The organism is Mycobacterium asiaticum (genome assembly GCF_001673315.1).
Lineage (GTDB): Bacteria > Actinomycetota > Actinomycetes > Mycobacteriales > Mycobacteriaceae > Mycobacterium > Mycobacterium asiaticum_B.
Window position 1 is genome coordinate 1 of the sequence record NZ_LZLQ01000014.1, and the last position, 15,865, is coordinate 15,865.

A 15,865-nucleotide genomic window follows, 5' to 3' on the forward strand; every position below is an offset into this window, starting at 1 on the left:
GGGCACGAACGTGCACACATGTACGGCGACACGCCGTCGGCACTGGCATTTGGTGCACGCTCGCCGGCAAGGGCCGCTCGCGGCGACGCCCGCTCGGGCGCGAACGTGCACACATGTACGGCGACACGCCGTCGGCACTGGCATTTGGTGCACGCTCGCCGGCAAGGGCCGCAATGGGCGCCCGCGGACAAGCCACGCTCGCACCGACGAAGACGCCCCACCCCCAATACATATTGATATTGCGATATCGCGATGTTAACGTCGGCAACGGCGACGACTACACGGAAGGTTGAGTGATGGCGGTGCAGGTGCTTTTGGCGAAGGCGGCTTCGACAGTGATCACCGGTTTGGCCGGGGTGACCGCCTATGAGGTGCTCAAAAAGGCCGCCAAGAAGGCACCGCTGCATGAGACAGCGGTCAAAGGCGCCGAACTGGGGCTGCGCGGCACCCGCAAGGCCGAAGTCGCCGCGGAGTCCGCCCGGCTGAAGATCGCCGACGTGATGGCAGAAGCGCGCGAACGCATCGGCGAAGAGGCGCCCACCCCGGCCGTCGGCGACGTCCACGATCACGATCACTGATCCATGGCCCTCGCGCTGGTGCCGGACCTCGAACCAACGGACTCTGCTCTCGAGGTAGTTTCGGACGCCGCGGGTCGTATGCGGGTCCGAGTCGACTGGCTGCGCTCGAACTCGCGGCGCGCGGTTGCCGTCGAGGAAGCCGTCGCAAAAGAGAACGGCGTTCGCGTGGTGCACGCCTACCCGCGTACCGGCAGCGTGGTGGTCTGGTACTCACCCCGCCGATGCGATCGCGCCGCGGTGCTCACGGCGATCAGCGACGCCGCCCATGTCGCCGCAGAGCTGATCCCGATGCGCGAGCCGCAATCATCGGAGATTCGTAACGCCGACGTGCTGCGCATGGTGATCGGCGGTGCCGCGCTGGTGCTGCTCGGCGTGCGCCGCTACGTGTTCGCCCGTCCACCTTTGCTCGGTCCCAGCGGGCGGGTGGTGGCCACCGGTGTCACCATCTTCACCGGCTACCCGTTCCTTCGCGGCGCCTTACGCTCGGTGGGCTCGGGCAAACTCGGCACCGACGCCCTGGTCTCGGCCGCGACGGTGGCCAGCCTGATCCTGCGGGAGAACGTCGTCGCGCTGACCGTGCTGTGGTTGCTCAATATCGGGGAGTATCTGCAGGATCTGACGCTGCGCCGTACCCGGCGGGCCATCTCGGAGCTGCTGCGCGGCAACCAGGACACCGCCTGGGTCCGGCTGACGCAAGGTCCGGACGCGGGCACCGAAGTGCAGGTGGCCATCGACACCGTGCAGATCGGCGACGAAGTGGTGGTGCATGACCACGTCGCAATCCCGGTCGACGGCGAAGTGGTCGACGGCGAGGCGGTGGTCAACCAGTCCGCGATCACCGGGGAGAATCTGCCGGTCAGCGTCACCACCGGCGCCCGCGTGCACGCGGGTTCGGTGGTGGTGCGCGGGCGGCTGGTGGTGCGCGCGGAGGCGGTCGGCAACGAGACCACCATCGGCCGCATCATCACCAGAGTCGAAGAGGCGCAACACGATCGGGCCCCGATCCAGACCGTCGGCGAAAACTTCTCCCGCCGCTTCGTACCGACCTCGTTCATCGTCTCGGCCATCACGTTGCTGATCACCGGTGACGTCCGGCGCGCCATGACGATGCTGCTGATCGCCTGCCCGTGCGCGGTCGGCTTGTCCACCCCGACGGCGATCAGCGCAGCGATCGGCAACGGCGCGCGGCGCGGCATCCTGATCAAGGGCGGATCCCACCTCGAACAGGCCGGCCGGGTGGACGCGATCGTGTTCGACAAGACCGGAACGCTCACGGTCGGGCGGCCGGTGGTGACCAATATCGTTTCCCTACAGAAGGATTGGGAGCCCGAGCAGGTGCTGGCCTATGCAGCGAGCTCGGAGATCCACTCCCGGCACCCGCTTGCCGAGGCCGTCATCCGCTCGACGGAGGAACGCCACATCAGCATTCCGCCGCACGAAGAGTGCGAGGTGCTGGTCGGGCTGGGCATGCGGACCTGGGCCGACGGCCGCACCCTGTTGCTGGGCAGTCCGGGGCTGTTGCGCTCCGAGAAGGTCAGGGTTTCCAAGAAGGCCTCGGAGTGGGTCGCCAAGCTGCGAGCCCAGGCCGAGACGCCACTGTTGCTGGCCGTGGACGGCAAGCTGGTGGGCCTGATCAGTTTGCGCGACGAGGTGCGGCCCGAAGCGGCCGAGGTGCTGGCCCGGCTACGCGCCAACGGGGTGCGCCGGATCGTGATGCTCACTGGCGATCATCCCGACATCGCCGAAGTGGTCGCCGACGAGCTGAACATTGACGAATGGCGCGCCGAGGTAATGCCTGAAGACAAGCTCGAGGTGGTGCGCGGCCTGCAGGAGGAAGGTTACGTCGTCGGTATGGTCGGCGACGGCATCAATGACGCGCCTGCGCTGGCGGCAGCTGACATCGGCATTGCGATGGGGCTGGCCGGAACCGACGTCGCAGTCGAGACCGCCGATGTCGCGCTGGCCAACGACAACCTGCACCGCCTACTCGATGTCCGCGACCTCGGCTCTCGCGCGGTCGATGTCATTCGGGAGAACTACGGGATGTCGATCGCCGTCAACGCCGCCGGGTTGCTGATCGGGGCGGGTGGTGCACTGTCGCCCGTGCTGGCCGCGATCCTGCACAACGCGTCATCGGTGGCCGTGGTGGCCAACAGTTCGCGGCTGATCCGCTACCGGCTGGACTGAGCCGTTTTGCGGATGAGCGTTCGTCGCTCGCCGAATGTCTATGGCCCGAACGAGATTTCGAGCAGGATCTGTTTCTGCTCGGTGTATTCCAGTTCGCTCAACAGCCCAGCGGCACGCTGATGGGCGAGGTCGCGGATAGCGGCGGCTACGCCGGTCATAACGGTCCGCGGCGCAGGCAAGGCCTCGACGTCGTCGGCCGGCGCGTCCTCGGTGCGGCCGGTGGGCGACACCGGCCCGGCGTTCTTCTCGACGTTCGCAACAGCAGGTGCGCCGGCTATAGCCTGGCCCGCCAATGCGCCAGTTCCCATCTGGTTCAACGCGTTTGCCGCGCCTAACTCAGCTGCCGGGCCAGCTGCCGCGCTCGTGCTCGACAGCGGTGTGGTGAGCGCGGTCGGACGAATTTCGGTTGCGGCACCAGTCATTTGGGTCCAGCTCGGCGGCACCGTCAATGTTCCGACCATGTTCGCCCCGCCGAAGGCCGCTGACATCGTCGGTGCAGGAATGCCGCCAGGGGTTAATCCGGGAAGAGGAACCAGAAACGGCTGCACAGGTGCCGGTCCGGCGCCCGGAAAGGGTTCCGTCCCGTTCCAGCCGCTGAAAGTCTCATCGTCATCGACCCCGGAAATAGTGGTGAACGTGCCGAACGGGAAATCCGCGAACGAGCCGATCACATCTGCCGGTATAACCCCGAAAACGCCCACTGCGTCAGTCGGTGCACTGATAAGGAGCGCGATCACGCTGAGTGGAATCTCGATTTGTTCGAGCTGGACAGGTAACGCGACTGCGGACAACGCCTGCGGCACAACTGATATGACATCTTGAACATTGCCGGCGAAGCTGCCGAACTGGCTGATCGCGGCGGCTTGGCCAGCCGTCCCACCCGGGTCTGTGTTCGGGTGCGCGGAGGTGAACGGAGTCAGCACGACCGCTGCTGCTGACGAAGCTGCGTAGTTGTACATCGCCAGGGCGTCCTGCGCCCACATCTCGGCGTAAAGCGCCTCGGTGGCCGCGATCGCCGGTGTGTTCTGTCCCAGAAAGTTAGTCGCCACCAGTGCTGCCAGCAGGCTGCGGTTGGCGGCGATCTCCGGTGGCGGCACCGTGGCTGCGAACGCCGCTTCGTAAGCGGCGACCGCCGTCCATGCTTGGGCAGCGGTCTGCTCGGTCCGCGCAGCGGTGGCGCTTAGCCATTCCACATACGACCCGGCCGCTGCCCTCATCGCCGCGGACGACGGACCCGACCAAGCCCCTTCGGTAAGTTCGGACACCACCGACTGATATCCGGAGATCGTCGTATACAGCTCGTCGGCCAAGCTGTCCCAGGCCTGCGCAGCAGCCAGCATCGGCCCCGGCCCCGGCCCGGTGTACATCCGACCGGAGTTGACCTCCGGCGGATAGATTCCGAAATCCACTGCTGCGCATACCTCTTTTGGACGGCCGCCGCTTTTGTTAGACGGAGAGTTCAGCGACCGAGCAGCCGGTTCTTCTGCTCGGTGTATTCCTCGTCGGTCAAAATCCCCTCGTCGCGGAGCTTGGCGAATTCGCGTAACTCGGCCGCGACTCCGGTGACCACAGTCCGAGGCTTGCCATTGGGCGCCTCGCCGTCTTCGCCAGTCTCCGCATTGCCGCTGGCGGTCGCCGCGGTTCTGGCGCGCGTGGCCGCTTTCTTGCCCGCCTTGCCCCCACCCGTGCCAACAATTCCGGCCGTGGCCCGCCCTGCCATGCCCGCCAGTGCCATCTGGCTGAGCGTGCTGCCCGAACTGATTTCCGCGGCCGGTGCGGCGGTGACCTTCACTGCGGCTTCGCTCAACGCCGGCAGCGTGAACGCGACGGGTCGCACCGCCGGGGTGGCGATGGTCCACGCCGGTGGCACGGATAGCGCCCCGACGGTGTTCGCCTCACCCAGCCCGGCCGACAGACTCGCCGGCGGCACCGTGCCCGACCGCAAGTTGAGCAGCGGCGCCGGGAACGGCTTGGCAGGCACCGCCCCGGTGCCCGGAAAGGGCTCCTCACCGTTCCAGCCGCTGAGGATCTCGTCGCTGTGAATGCCCACCAGGGTGCCGTAGACCGCCACCGGAAAATTCACCACTCCGAGTGCACTGGCAGGCATACCGAGACCCAAGGTAGCGAGGGCCGCTGATACGGCGGACACGTCGGCCAGCAAGGCCAGCAGGAGCAATGGGTCCTCCGCGGCCGCTGCCGGGGCCGCTGCGCCCTGCAGCGCGCCGGGCACCGCGGCGAGGGCTCGCTGGACACCGCTTTCCGCGATGCCGGTGGCTTCGACGGCGGCGGCTTGATTAGCCAGGCCGCCTGGGTTAGTGGTCTGCTTGGGTGGATTGAACGGCGTCAGCGCCGTCGCCGAGCCTGACGAGGCTGCGTAGGCGTACATCGCCGCCGCGTCCTGGGCCCACATCTCCGCGTACTCTGCTTCGGTGGCTGCGATCGCCTGGGTGTTTATTCCGAAGACATTTGTCGCGATTAGCGTCATCAGCTGACTGCGGTTGGCCGCCACCATCGGTGGCGGAACCGTCGCCGAAAACGCTGCTTGGTAGGCAGCCGCCGCGGCCTCGGCCTGAGCGGAAGTTTCTTCGGCCTGAGTGGCGGTGACTCGCAACCACTCTGCATACAACGCGGCTGCAGCGCTCATCGACGCCGACGACGGCCCCAACCAGGGACCAGCGGTCAATGCCGATACCGCCGCTAGGTAAGAACTCGCCGCCGAATGCAGTCCCCCGGCAAGCGCGCCCCACGCCTCGGCCGCGGCCAACAACGGCCCTGACCCAGGACCGGCAAACATACGGGCCGAGTTGATCTCAGGCGGATAGCTGCCGAAATCCATGGCTACGTTGCTCCTCAAGCACCTTGGCCGGAATGAAGTCGTCGCGCCGCGCGTGGTGCTGCGCCCCCGATGACCACGCCACGAAAGAGCCCACGCTACATCGCCTACGCAGGCCGTGCCCGCCGAAGCAGTAAGGACATATCGGACACATATCCTGCTCATACGTGGGGGTACGGCACGGACCGAACAACAATGGCCGCCAGGCATTTACATCGCGGCGATACGGCCCGCACGTGCCTCTCCGCTGACTCTGCGTCCAGGGCGAGAGTTTCCGCTGACTCTGCGGCCAGGGCGAGAAAGTGTGAGTGGACCGCGCCCTTAACGCAGAGTCACGGGCTATCCAGAAACGTCAGCAACAGTCCTGGCCTCGCCAGGCGCGCACGCCCTGCCACACGGCGATGCCGGCGACGGCCAGCCCGATCACCGGGTCGATCCACCACCCGCCGGGCCAGGCCGCGGTGACGGCCAGCCCAATCAGTACCCCGGCGGCCTGGGTGGCGCACAGGTAGTTCTGCGTCCCCTCGCCCTCGGTGGCCGCTGAATGCAGTCTTGCGCCCAGGCGGTGGTTGGCCCGGCCCAGAATCGGCATCAACACCAAAGCCAGCGCGGTCAACACGATGCCGAGCAGCGACGTGTCGGCGTGCTCGCCGCTCAGCAGGTGGCGGACCGACTCGGCTGCCACATACGGCGCCACCAGCCAGAACGACACTGCGACGCCGCGCTGTGCCCGCCGTTCGGCCGTCTCGGAGAGGGCGCGATCGCCGCTGAAACGCCAGATCACCATCGCGCTGGCCAGACCTTCCGACCCGCCGCCCAACGCCCACCCGGTCAGCGCGATGGAACCGACCGTCAGGCCTTCCCACAACCCGACCCCGCCCTCGACGAGCAGCACCGCCAAGCTGACCCAGGCCAACCGGCGCGCCAACCGCACGTTGCGCTGCCAGTTGGGGTCCGTCGCTCCCGACGTCGCCGGCGCGTGGGAGTGGGCCGCGATTTCCATTCCATGATGCTAGCGGCGCCGAACGCGTCGACGACGTTCTGCGTGTCGGCCACAAGCCCGCAATCTCGGCGAATTCAGCGCATAAACCCCGTTTTCGACGTAGTCGGCGGCTGGTTAATGTGTCTAACCAGTAGCTCGCGGAAGAGAGAACCCGGATGGCGCGCACCGACAACGACACCTGGGACCTGGCGTCCAGCGTTGGCGCCACGGCCACCATGGTGGCCGCCGGACGCGCCCGAGCCAGTCGAGCAGCCCTGATAGACGACCGATTTGCCGAGCCGCTGGTCCGCGCGGTCGGCATCGAGTTCTTCACCCGTTGGGCCTGCGGCGAGTTGGACGCCGACCAAGTCGACTTCCCCGATGCGCCCTGGGGAATGCAACGCATGACCGACCAGCAGACCGCCCGCACCCGCTACATCGACGGTTTTCTGGCCGAAGCGCAGGCGGCCGGGGTGCGCCAGGTGGTCATCCTGGCCTCAGGCCTCGACGCGCGCGGGTATCGGCTGCCGTGGGCCACCGGGACCACGATTTTCGAGATTGATGTGCCGCAGGTTCTGGACTTCAAGACCGCCACGCTCGCGGGGTTGGGCGCTGCACCGGGCGCCGACCTGCGCGCGGTCCCGATCGACCTGCGCCAGGACTGGCCGTTGGCGTTACGCCAAGCCGGATTCGACATCGAAGCGCCCACCGCGTGGACCGCTGAGGGACTTTTCGGCTATCTGCCACCCGAGGGCCAGGACCGGCTGCTGGCCAACGTCACCGCGCTCAGCGCCGACGGCAGCCGACTGGTAGCCGAGGTGTTCTTCAGCGCCCCCGCCAGCCGTGAGCTCTACGACGCGATTTTCGCCCGGTGGTATGAACACGGCCTGGACGTCGAGATGGACCGGCTGGGTTACCCCGGCGACCGCAACGACGTCGCAACCTACCTGGCGGGGCAGGGCTGGCGGGTGACGCGCACGGCACTCAACGAGTTGCTCGTCGGGAACGGATTCCGGCCCCATGCCCATGACAACTCCGCCGACGAAACCCTGTTCACCCAGAACTACTACTGCACTGCGGTGCTGCATCCAGGAAGGCGCATTTGATGCCCAACAACGCCCCCAAACCGCTGGACGGTTTCCGGGTACTCGATTTCACCCAGAATGTCGCCGGTCCGCTGGCCGGTCAGGTGCTGGCCGACCTGGGTGCCGAGGTCATCAAGGTCGAGGCCCCCGGCGGCGAGCAGTCCCGGCGGCTCACCTCGGTGCTGCCCGGCCGCCCGCCGCTGGCCACCTATTTTCTGCCCAACAACCGGGGCAAGAAGTCGGTGGCGGTTGACCTGACCACCGACGAAGCCAAACAGCAGATACTGCGCCTGGCCGACACCGCCGACGTCGTACTGGAAGGATTCCGACCCGGCGTGATGGAACGGCTGGGCCTGGGGCCCGACGAGTTGCGGGGGCGCAACCCCCGGTTGATCTACGCGCGGCTGAGCGCGTTCGGCGGAAACGGACCCAATGGCACCCGCCCGGGGGTCGACCTGATGGTGGCAGCTGAGGCCGGCATGAGCACCGGCATGCCCACGCCGACCGGAAAACCGCAGATCATTCCATTTCAGTTGGTCGACAACGCCAGTGGCCACGTGCTGGCCCAGGCGGTGCTGGCGGCTCTGCTCAACAGGGAACGCCACGGCGTGGGCGACCTCGTGCAGGTCGCGATGTACGACGTCGCCGTCGGGTTGCAGGCCAATCAGCTGACCATCCACCTGAACAAGCCCAGCGCCGGGCAGGCTCCTGCGAAGCCCGTGGCGCCGCCGGCAAAGAAGCGCCGGGGGGTGGGCTTTGCCACCCAGCCGTCTGATGCCTTCAAGGCCGCAGACGGATATCTGGTGATCAGCGCATACGTTCCGAAACACTGGACCAAGCTGTGCGAAGTCATCGGTCGACCCGAGCTGGTCGACGACGAGCGGTTCGCCGACCAGCGATCGCGGGCGATCAACTATCCCGAGCTGACCGACGAGCTGGAATCCGCGCTGGCCGCCAAGACCGCCGACGAATGGGTCGAGCTGTTGCAGGAAGCGGGCCTGATGGCCTGCCTGGCCTACACCTGGAAACAGGTGGTCGATACGCCACTCTTTGCCGAGAATGACCTCGCGTTAGCAGTGGGCAGCGGCGAGGACGCCGTCACGGTGATCCGCACCCCGGCGCGTTATTCCACCTTCGATGCCCGGGTCGCCGAGCTGCCCCCGGCCGCCGGTCAACACAACGAGCAGTTTCTCGCCTAACTGACTTGGTCGCCGGTCTTAAACTCTCTTTTTCTTTGAATTACTAATGAATCAGCGTTGGGTTTTGCGCGCGGCCACACCTGCGGGGAGTATTTGGACGTACGGCGAGGTGGGATTCATATATTTGCTGGCCGCAAATATGCGCTCCCCTTCCGACGCCCGGCGGACACCCAGACGACCCACTCCGTTAACGACGTTCCGGAAGGGTCTGCAGGACCGGCCCAAGGAGTTCTATGAGCAGCGCTGTCAACAGTTCCGACACGGCGCCCCAATCCCACCGAATCCGCGACAATCTGCGCTACGACGTGCCGGCTTCGCTGGTCGTCTTCCTCGTCGCATTGCCCCTCTCGCTCGGCATCGCGATCGCTTCGGGGGCTCCGCTGGCCGCGGGGCTGATCGCCGCGGTCATCGGCGGCATCGTCGCCGGGACCTTGGGCGGCTCGGCGGTGCAGGTCAGCGGCCCGGCTGCGGGTCTGACCGTGGTGGTCGCCGAGCTGATTCAAGATCTCGGCTGGGAAATGTTGTGCATCATGACCGCGGCGGCGGGGGCATTACAGATCCTTTTCGGAGTGAGCCGGATGGCGCGCGCCGCCCTGGCCATTGCCCCGGTGGTGGTGCACGCCATGCTTGCCGGCATCGGCATCACGATCGTGCTGCAGCAAATCCACGTGCTGGTCGGCGGAACCTCCCACAGCTCGGCTTGGGAGAACCTGGTGGCACTGCCCAACGGCATCTTGCATCACGAACTGCACGAGGTGATCGTCGGCGGAACGGTGATCGGCATTCTGCTTGCGTGGGGGAAGTTGCCGCCCAAATTGCGCATGATTCCTGGCGCGCTGGTGGCCATCGTGCTGGCGACCGTACTCGCCAAGCTCGTCGGACTCGACGTCGAGCGCATCAATCTGTCGGGTAGCTTCTTCGACGCCATCGGCCTCCCCCACCTGGCGGAAAAAAGCCCCGGCGGTCAGCCCTGGACGCACGAGATCAGCGCCATCGTCGTAGGCGTCCTGACGATCGCCCTGATTGCCAGCGTCGAATCGCTGCTGTGTGCGGTCGGCGTCGACAAGCTGCACAGCGGCCCGCGCACCAACTTCAACCGCGAGATGATCGGCCAGGGCAGCGCGAACGTATTGTCCGGTCTGCTGGGCGGTTTGCCGATCACGGGCGTCATTGTGCGCAGTTCGGCCAATGTCGCGGCCGGTGCACGGACCCGGATGTCGGCAATCCTGCACGGCGTGTGGGTGCTGCTGTTCGCCTCGCTGTTCACCAATCTGGTGGAACTGATCCCGAAAGCGGCGCTGGCCGGGCTGCTGATCGTGATCGGCGCTCAGCTGGTCAAGCTGGCGCACGTCCAACTCGCTTGGCGCACAGGCAATTTCGTGATCTACATCATCACCATCGTATGCGTGGTGTTCCTCAACCTGCTCGAGGGCGTGGCAATCGGGCTCGGCGTCGCGATCCTGTTCCTGCTGGTTCGGGTGGTGCGAGCGCCGATCGAGGCCAGGCCGGTGGGCGACGAGGCCAAGAAATGGCGCGTCGACATCGACGGCACGCTGAGCTTCCTGCTGATGCCGCGCCTGACCGGCGTGCTCGCGACTCTGCCGCAGGGCTCCGATGTCACGCTGAACCTCAACGCGGACTACATCGACCACTCCATCTCCGAGGCGATCTCGGATTGGAAGGCCGGCCACGAGGCCGGCGGCGGCACGGTGACCATCCGCGAGACGTCTCCCGCCGCCATGTCCGCCGCGCACAGCAGTCCGCCGAAGCGGCACTTCAGGCCCCGATTCCTGGACGAGGCGCCGTGGCCGTCGCGCAGGGACCACCATCACGCCGACGCTGAGTCGTCGATTCGCCACGGCGTGGAGCACTATCACCGCAACGGCGTATTGCACCACCACGTTCCGGAACTGGTCGATTCGGCGAACCCCGACACGGTGTTCCTCACCTGCGCCGACTCGCGGATCCTGCCGGACGTGATCACTGCCAGCCGACCCGGTGACCTCTACATCGTCCGCAACGTCGGCAACCTGGTTCCCACCGATCCGGGTGAGCGCTCGGTGGACGCGGCGCTCGACTTCGCGGTCAATCAGCTCGGCGTGAGTTCGGTTGTCGTGTGCGGACACTCGTGCTGCCGAGCAATGCAGGCACTGCTGGATCACGCCACGGATCAGCCCGGCGATCATTCCGGTGCCATCGATCGGTGGCTAAAGTACGCCGAAGAGAGTCTGGTCCGGTACCGCGACGGACATGCCGCGCGCTCCAGCGCCACCTCGAATGGCTACCGCTTCAGCGATGCCGACCAACTGGCCATCGTCAACGTGGCCGTCCAGGTGGAAAGGCTTGCCCGCCATCCGATCCTGGCGTCGGCGGTGGCCGCCGGCAAACTGCACGTGGTGGGTATGTTCTTCGATTTCGCGACGGTCCACGTGCACGAGGTGGATAAAGACGGGATTGTGCACCCCACCGAATCAGCCGGCACAGGATCAGCCGGCACAGGATCAGCCGGCACAGTCGAATCAGCCAGCGCGAAGTAGCTGATCGGCTAGCTCTGCGGCAGCCGCACCACCTGGAGGAAGAACTCGTCGATCTGCCGGACGGCAGTGATGAACTGGTCGAGATCGACCGGTTTGGTGACGTAGGCGTTGGCGTGCAGTTTGTAGCTGCGCAGGATGTCCTCCTCGGCCGAGGAGGTCGTGAGCACCACCACCGGAATACGACACAGGTCGGGGTCTGATTTGATCTTTTCGAGCAGCTGCCGACCGTCGTACTTCGGCAGGTTCAGATCGAGCAGGATCAGGTCGGGCCGCGGCGCATGCTCATACGAGCCGCGCCGGTAGAGGTAGTTCAGTCCCTCTTCGCCGTCGTGGGCGACATGCAACCTGTTCTTGAGTTTGTTTTGCTCGAACGCTTCTCGAGTGATCAACTCATCGCCCGGGTCGTCTTCGACGAGCAGGATATCGATCGCTCTACCGGTCGGCACCATCGCTTGCTCCCTCTACAGTGGCCAAGTGGTTTTCCGCGCTGTCCCGAGTGGCGACGGGCAGCGTGAACTCGAATCGGGTTCCCCCGGTGTAGGTCGTGTCGATGCAAATCGTGCCGCCGTGATGCTCGACGATCTTCTTGCACAGCGCGAGACCGAGTCCGGTCCCGGTGTACGCGTCGCGACCGTGCAGGCGCTGGAAGATGACAAATACCTTGTCGGAGAATTCCGCCGGTATGCCGATGCCGTTGTCGGTCACCGTGATCGACCAGAAGTCGTCGTCCCCCGCGCTGCCCTGCCGGCAGTCGATGACGACGCGCGGCGCGACATCGTCCCGCCGGAACTTGATCGCGTTGCCGATCAGGTTCTGCCAGAGCTGGGTCAAAAGCGTGGAGTCACCGAAGACCTCGGGCAGCTGCCGGGGGCGCACTATCTCGGCCCCGGATTCCTCCCTCGCGGCGGCCAGGTTGCCCAGCGCCATGTCCAGCGTGGTGTCGAGGGCAACCGCGCCGTATCGGGTGTTCAGCCTGCCGACCCGAGAAAAGCTGAGCAGGTCGTTGATCAGCACCTGCATTCGTTTGGCGCCGTCGACGGCGAAGTTGATGTACTCGATACCGCGCTCGTCCAGCTTGTCGCTGTAGCGCTTCTCGAGTAGTTGACAGAACGAGGCAACCTTGCGCAGCGGTTCCTGCAGATCGTGCGAAGCCACGTAGGCGAACTGCTCGAGTTCGGCGTTGGACCGCCGCAATTCACTGGCTTGTTCGTCCAGTTGCGCCTGAGCCGAGCGGGAACTGTCGAGTTCAGTCACTATCCGTTGCCGCATGCGCTCCACGTCGACAGCGATGCCGCGGATGTCGGCGGGACGCGCCGGCGGCGGGATCGTTTCGCTGAAGTGGCCGTCGGTGATACGGCGGCAGGACGCGGCCAACTGTTCGAGCGGGCGGGTCACCGAACGTTGCACGAGGAGTCCCAAAAGCGCCGCCGTGCCGACGAATATCAGCACCATGGCGCCCAACATCCGGTCACGCCAGTCGCTCATTCGCACGAGTTTGGCCGCACCGTGTTCTCGGGCGTTGGTCAGATGCTCGTTTTGCACTCCGAAAAGCGCTCGCAGATGATCGAATTCGCCCTTGCCGAGGGTCGACATGGCGTCCGGCAGGACGATCGGCGTGTTGGGGGTCACGCGGGCGATCAGGGGCTCGGCGTAATCTCTGCGCCACTTGGCGGCCGCCGCCTCGATGGCATCGAGGTCGGCTATCAGGTCGGGATGTCGGCTCAGGCGTTTCCGGATCTCCTGCGACGCAGCCGCTTCGGTACGAAGCCCGTCGTAGTAGGGGCTGAGGAACTGCCGATCGGCAGAGATGAGGTAACCGCGTAGTCCCGTTTCCTGATCACGCAACCCCGATTGCAGTCGGAACGCCGATACGCGCGACGGTTGGATATCGTCTTGCAGCGACCGAGACTCCTCGTCGATGCGATCCAGCAACAGCGCCCCGACCAGCGCGCCGATCAGCACCAGCAGCCCCATAGTGGAAAGTACGAGGGCCAGCCACCCCCGCACGGTCAGCCCTGGCCGGTCCAGCGAGCCCGACGCGTCGCTTCTCACCCGGTGGTCCGCTCCACCCGAACCACCGCGATGTCGTCGGTCAGTCCCCCGCGGCCCTGCGCGAGTTGCTGGGCGCCGTCGATCAATGCGTCCACGAACTGCTTGCCCGGCAACACCGCGTGCTTGCGGGCCAGCGCCAGCAGACCGTCCTCGCCTAGACGTTCGTTGCCCTGCCCCGAATATCCCTCGAAGAGGCCGTCCGTCAGCAGCAGCAACCCGCAGCCCTCCGGCAGGATCAACTCGCACTGCGGCCAGTCGTTGCCGTTGAGGCCCAGCGCAGGTCCATAAGGCGGTTCTATCCAGTCCACTGTTCCGGGCCCGTGCAGCAGCATCCCCGGATGGCCCGCGCGGACCGCGCGCACCGGACTGTCGCCGGGCGGCCCCGGCGGAATGGCCAGGCTCAGCACGGTGGCAAAGACGCCGTTCCCGGCCCGTTCGGCGTGCAACACCCGCTCCAGCTGCGACATCTGCGCCGCACCGTGAATACCGACGAATGTCAATGTCCGCCAAGCGATCCGCAGTGCCGCCCCGAGTGCCGCTTCGTCCGGACCGTGGCCGGCAACGTCACCGATCAGCACATGGGTCACCCGGTCAGGCGTTTGCACAACATCGTAGAAGTCGCCACACAGCAGAGCGTTCTCCCGGCTTGGCCGGTACCGCGCAACGATGTCGACACCCGGGTTTTCCAGCAGCAACGGGGAGGGCAACAGGCCCCGCTCGAGCAGCGCGTTCTCCCGAGCGCGGACCTGGCTGGCCCGCAGGTCGGCGGCGATCAGTTCGGCACGCTTACGTTCGATCGCATAGAGCAGAGCGCGGCGCAGCATTTCCGGTTCGACGCGTCCCTTGACCAGATAGTCCTGCGCGCCGGCGGCGACCGCGGAAGCGCCGAAGTATTCGTCGTTGAGGCCGGTCAGCACGACGATGGGAACCGTGGAATCGCTCTTCAGGATGCGGTCCAGAGCGTCAATTCCGTTGGCGTCGGGCAGGTTCAAGTCCAGCAAGACGCAATCGGGGCGGGCCGAGGCCAGCGCGCGCTCGGCGTGCGCCATGGACTGAGCCCACACCACCTCGATGTTGGCGACCGCGTCAGCGATCAAGTCTTCGACCAGCACCGCGTCGGCGCGGTCATCTTCAACCAATAACAAGGACAGCGATTGCCAGGGCGCCGGGGCGATGGAATGACCGACCGACGTCAAGTTCCGATCACCTCACACTCTCCTGGGCAGCCGGTAAACCGATGTCCCGAACGTTGCGCCGCAGCCCGACTGCGGCTCAATCTCTTGGACGGTCAGCTGGATCCTATGCGGTCGGACTCGGATATTCCGCCCGGATCGAGAAAAGTCAGCGCAGCAATGCGCGCGACATGACGACCCGTTGAATTTGGTTGGTGCCTTCGTAGATTTGCGTGATCTTGGCGTCGCGCATCATCCGCTCCACCGGGAAGTCGACGGTGTAACCAGCGCCGCCGAACAACTGAACCGCATCGGTGGTGACCTCCATGGCCACATCCGAGGCCAGACACTTCGACGCGGCCGAGATGAATCCCAAATTGCCCTCGCCACGTTCCGCACGCGCAGCGGCCGAATAGACCATGAGCCGGGCGGCTTCCACCTTCATCGCCATGTCGGCGATCATGAACTGCACCGCCTGGAAGTTGCTGATCGACTGGCCGAACTGCTTCCGGTCCTTGGTGTAAGCGATCGCCGCATCCACAGCGCCCTGAGCTATGCCGACGGCCTGGGCTCCGATGGTCGGTCGGGTGTGGTCCAGCGTGGCCAGTGCCGTCTTGAAACCGGTACCGGGGTCGCCGATGATCCGGTCCCCAGGGATCCGGCAGTTCTCGAAGTACAGCTCGGTGGTGGGCGAGCCTTTGATGCCCAGCTTGCGTTCCTTGGGGCCGACGACGAAACCTTCGTCGTCGATATGCACCATGAACGCGGAGATGCCGTTGGCGCCCTTGTCGGGATCGGTCACCGCCATCACGGTGTACCAGGCCGACTTGCCGCCATTGGTGATCCAGGCTTTGGCACCGTTGAGGATCCAGTCGTCGCCGTCGGCCTTGGCGCGCGTCCGCATGGATGCGGCGTCGGAACCGGCTTCCCGCTCACTGAGGGCATACGAGGCCATCGCCGTACCGTCGGCGATCTGCGGCAGCACCTGCTTCTTCAGATCGTCGGAGCCGCGCAGGATCAGGCCCATGGTGCCGAGCTTGTTGACCGCGGGGATCAGCGAAGCCGAGGTGTCGACGCGGGCGACCTCCTCGATGACGATGCACGCCGCCACCGAGTCTGCTCCCTGTCCGCCGAACTCCTCGGGCACGTGCACGGCGTTGAAACCCGAGGCGTTCAGCGCATCCAGGGCCTCCTGCGGGAACCTGGAGTTCTCGTCGACGTCGGTGGCGTGCGGAGCGAT

12 protein-coding genes are annotated in these 15,865 nt (G+C 65.9%); 5 read left to right on the forward strand and 7 right to left on the reverse strand.

Features of this window, described 5'->3' with window-relative positions; translation table 11 throughout:
- The first annotated feature begins 296 nt into the window (after positions 1-296).
- Together A5636_RS01270 and ctpC are read left to right on the forward strand one after the other, a co-directional pair.
- The gene (locus tag A5636_RS01270) at positions 297-578 is read left to right on the forward strand and encodes a DUF1490 family protein (protein ID WP_036353197.1); all 282 of its coding nucleotides are present in this window, start codon (positions 297-299) and stop codon (positions 576-578) included.
- Positions 579-581: 3 nt separating this feature from the next.
- Positions 582-2,765 carry a manganese-exporting P-type ATPase CtpC gene (gene ctpC / locus A5636_RS01275; RefSeq protein ID WP_065156897.1) on the forward strand — a complete coding sequence of 728 codons (2,184 nt, stop codon included), beginning with the start codon at positions 582-584 and terminating at the stop codon, positions 2,763-2,765.
- A gap of 38 nt (positions 2,766-2,803) precedes the next feature.
- On the opposite strand, the gene A5636_RS27520 is transcribed toward ctpC, so the two are convergent.
- The 3 genes from A5636_RS27520 to A5636_RS01290 all read right to left on the reverse strand — a co-directional run bounded on the left by A5636_RS27520 (position 2,804) and on the right by A5636_RS01290 (position 6,601).
- A complete protein-coding gene (locus A5636_RS27520) occupies positions 2,804-4,174 on the reverse strand; it encodes a PPE family protein (RefSeq protein WP_065156898.1) in 1,371 nt (456 codons plus the stop codon).
- Positions 4,175-4,224: 50 nt separating this feature from the next.
- Complete coding sequence (locus tag A5636_RS01285; RefSeq protein ID WP_065156899.1) at positions 4,225-5,601, reverse strand: PPE family protein, SVP subgroup; 1,377 nt, start codon at positions 5,599-5,601, stop codon at positions 4,225-4,227.
- 349 nt (positions 5,602-5,950) lie between these two features.
- Positions 5,951-6,601 (reverse strand): cation transporter, encoded by a 651-nt coding sequence (locus A5636_RS01290; protein WP_065156900.1) that lies wholly within the window; start codon positions 6,599-6,601, stop codon positions 5,951-5,953.
- 155 nt (positions 6,602-6,756) lie between these two features.
- On the opposite strand from A5636_RS01290, the gene A5636_RS01295 reads away from it, so the two are divergent.
- From A5636_RS01295 to A5636_RS01305, 3 genes are all read left to right on the forward strand, one after another.
- The gene (locus A5636_RS01295; RefSeq protein WP_065156901.1) at positions 6,757-7,686 is read left to right on the forward strand and encodes an SAM-dependent methyltransferase; all 930 of its coding nucleotides are present in this window, start codon (positions 6,757-6,759) and stop codon (positions 7,684-7,686) included.
- A complete protein-coding gene (locus tag A5636_RS01300; protein WP_065156902.1) occupies positions 7,686-8,864 on the forward strand; it encodes a CoA transferase in 1,179 nt (392 codons plus the stop codon). The genes A5636_RS01295 and A5636_RS01300 overlap by 1 nt, the downstream gene beginning before the upstream one ends.
- 233 nt (positions 8,865-9,097) lie before the next feature.
- On the forward strand, positions 9,098-11,401 hold the full coding sequence (locus tag A5636_RS01305) for a SulP family inorganic anion transporter (protein WP_065156903.1): 2,304 nt from the start codon (positions 9,098-9,100) through the stop codon (positions 11,399-11,401).
- Positions 11,402-11,409: 8 nt separating this feature from the next.
- On the opposite strand, the gene A5636_RS01310 is transcribed toward A5636_RS01305, so the two are convergent.
- From A5636_RS01310 to A5636_RS01325, 4 genes are all read right to left on the reverse strand, one after another.
- A complete protein-coding gene (locus A5636_RS01310) occupies positions 11,410-11,850 on the reverse strand; it encodes a response regulator (protein ID WP_065156904.1) in 441 nt (146 codons plus the stop codon).
- Positions 11,834-13,375: a sensor histidine kinase gene (locus tag A5636_RS01315; RefSeq protein WP_081287530.1), complete on the reverse strand. Its 1,542-nt coding sequence runs from the start codon at positions 13,373-13,375 to the stop codon at positions 11,834-11,836. The genes A5636_RS01310 and A5636_RS01315 overlap by 17 nt, the downstream gene beginning before the upstream one ends.
- Before the next feature lie 74 nt (positions 13,376-13,449).
- Positions 13,450-14,604: a PP2C family protein-serine/threonine phosphatase gene (locus A5636_RS01320; RefSeq protein WP_172827129.1), complete on the reverse strand. Its 1,155-nt coding sequence runs from the start codon at positions 14,602-14,604 to the stop codon at positions 13,450-13,452.
- Positions 14,605-14,794: 190 nt separating this feature from the next.
- Positions 14,795-15,865 (reverse strand): acyl-CoA dehydrogenase family protein (locus A5636_RS01325; protein ID WP_065156905.1); only part of this gene is annotated, 1,071 nt, incomplete at its 5' end.

Coding starts and splice junctions, on each gene's coding strand:
- A5636_RS01270 (WP_036353197.1), top strand. CDS start 297: ATGGCGGTGCAGGTGCTTTTGGCGAAGGCGGCTTCGACAGTGATCACC.
- ctpC (WP_065156897.1), top strand. CDS start 582: ATGGCCCTCGCGCTGGTGCCGGACCTCGAACCAACGGACTCTGCTCTC.
- A5636_RS01285 (WP_065156899.1), bottom strand. CDS start 5,601: ATGGATTTCGGCAGCTATCCGCCTGAGATCAACTCGGCCCGTATGTTT.
- A5636_RS01290 (WP_065156900.1), bottom strand. CDS start 6,601: ATGGAAATCGCGGCCCACTCCCACGCGCCGGCGACGTCGGGAGCGACG.
- A5636_RS01295 (WP_065156901.1), top strand. CDS start 6,757: ATGGCGCGCACCGACAACGACACCTGGGACCTGGCGTCCAGCGTTGGC.
- A5636_RS01300 (WP_065156902.1), top strand. CDS start 7,686: ATGCCCAACAACGCCCCCAAACCGCTGGACGGTTTCCGGGTACTCGAT.
- A5636_RS01305 (WP_065156903.1), top strand. CDS start 9,098: ATGAGCAGCGCTGTCAACAGTTCCGACACGGCGCCCCAATCCCACCGA.
- A5636_RS01310 (WP_065156904.1), bottom strand. CDS start 11,850: ATGGTGCCGACCGGTAGAGCGATCGATATCCTGCTCGTCGAAGACGAC.
- A5636_RS01315 (WP_081287530.1), bottom strand. CDS start 13,375: ATGGGGCTGCTGGTGCTGATCGGCGCGCTGGTCGGGGCGCTGTTGCTG.